This window comes from Nonomuraea sp. NPDC049141, from assembly GCF_040648415.1.
In the GTDB taxonomy this organism is placed as follows: Bacteria; Actinomycetota; Actinomycetes; order Streptosporangiales; family Streptosporangiaceae; genus Nonomuraea.
Genome location: NZ_JBEZDR010000179.1, coordinates 1 through 1,771 on the forward strand (window position 1 = coordinate 1; position 1,771 = coordinate 1,771).

General features: G+C 69.7%; 2 protein-coding genes. Both read right to left on the reverse strand.

Annotation, left to right across the window (positions count from 1 at the left end; genetic code table 11):
• Positions 1-860: rhomboid family intramembrane serine protease (locus AB0B91_RS65645; RefSeq protein ID WP_358343141.1), on the reverse strand; the 860-nt coding region annotated here is incomplete at its 3' end.
• A gap of 94 nt (positions 861-954) precedes the next feature.
• Positions 955-1,485 carry a peptidylprolyl isomerase gene (locus AB0B91_RS65650; RefSeq protein ID WP_089002899.1) on the reverse strand — a complete coding sequence of 177 codons (531 nt, stop codon included), beginning with the start codon at positions 1,483-1,485 and terminating at the stop codon, positions 955-957.
• Positions 1,486-1,771: the final 286 nt, after the last annotated feature.

A 1,771-nucleotide genomic window follows, 5' to 3' on the forward strand; every position in this document is an offset into this window, starting at 1 on the left:
ACGATCACCGCGCCGCCCGCGAGCTGCACCAGCGACCGCCGCGACCGCGGGGCGTACGCGAACACGAGCGCCAGCAGCGCGCCGACCACCAGGCCGCCCAGGTGCCCGGGGATCGAGATGCTCGGCACGGTGAACGTGAAGACCAGGTTGACCACCAGGATGGGCAGCACCTGGGAGATGTCCCGGCCCATCTTCCGTTCGACGACCACCAGCGCGGCGAACAGGCCGAAGATCGACGTGGAGGCTCCGGCGGTGAGCTGGTTCTCCGCGCTGAACAGGTAGGCGGCGACGTTGCCGCCCAGCCCGGCGACCAGGTAGAGCGCCAGGAAGCGCAGCGGCCCGAGGCTGGCCTCCAGGTACCGGCCGAGCACCCACAGTGCCCACGTGCTCAGCAGCAGGTGGACCACGCCGTAGTGCAGGAACATCGCGGTGACCAGGCGGTACCACTCGCCCTCGGCGATGCCGCCGACCGTGCCGTCGGGGAAGATCGCGTTGCCGAGCACAGAGCCCCAGTCGGTCAGCGGGGTGCTGCCGCCCATCAGGCCACCGAAGCCGGAGCCGCCGATCGCCGCGTCCCCGCCCCGGTCGCTGGCGATGGAGAGCAGCATCATCAGCACGTTGAGCGCGATCAGTGCCTTGGTGACGTAGCCGTGCCGGCCGGCGGCACCGCCACCGAAGGCGGTACGCGCCGGCCGCACGCTACGACGTCCCTCCGCCACGCACTCCGGGCACTGGAACCCGACCGACGCCTCCCGCATGCAGTCCGGACAGATCGGCCGGTCGCAGCGGGTGCACCGCACGTACGTCTCGCGGCCCGGGTGCCGGTAGCAGACCGGGGTCGTGGGTGGGGACTCGCTCACCGTGCGCGCCCGCCGTCGCGGATCGCTCGACCCACCAACCGGTCCCGGCCCTCGGAGCGCTCAGTCATGTCGGCAAAGGTACCTCGCGGACCGCTCAGGCAGCGTTCCGCTCGATCTCGACCCGCTCGATGACGACGTCCTGCAACGGCCGGTCGTTCGGGCCGGTCGGGGTGTTGGCGATCGCGTCGACGACCTTCACCGACTGCTCGTCGGCCACCTTCCCGAAGATGGTGTGCCGGTTGTTCAGGTGCGGCGTCGGCGACACGGTGATGAAGAACTGCGAGCCGTTGGTGCCCGGCCCGGCGTTCGCCATCGCCAGCAGGTACGGCTGGTCGAAGCGCAGCTCCGGGTGAAACTCGTCACCGAACTTGTAACCCGGGCCACCGCGACCGGTGCCGGTCGGGTCGCCCATCTGGATCATGAAGCCGCTGATCACCCGGTGCGAGATGGTGCCGTCGTAGTACGGCCCGCTGCCCGGCTGACCCGTACGCGGGTCGGTGTATTCGCGGGTGCCCTCCGCCAGGTCGACGAAGTTCTTGACGGTCTTCGGGGCGTGGTTCTGGAAGAGCTCCAGCCGGATCGGGCCAGCGTTGGTGTGCAAGGTGGCGTAGACAGCCTCGGCCACGGGTACTCCTCAGTCGTTGGTCAGTTCCATGCGGATCCTCCCATGTGCCCGATCTGGCAGTGCGGAGGCATCCGAAGGTGGAGGATGACGAAGGAACAACTCCCAGGAGGTGGGACCGTGTTTGGAATCGGGCGGCGTAAGACCCAGGGGCAGCTGGCCAAGGTGGAGCTGAACCAGGGACTCGGTCACCTGAGGCAGGCCGCAACGTACGCCGCGAAGGGTGCCGGCGCCACCGTCGCCCCGCGGGTCCAGGCGGCCCGGCCCACCGTGGCATCACTGCCGCGGA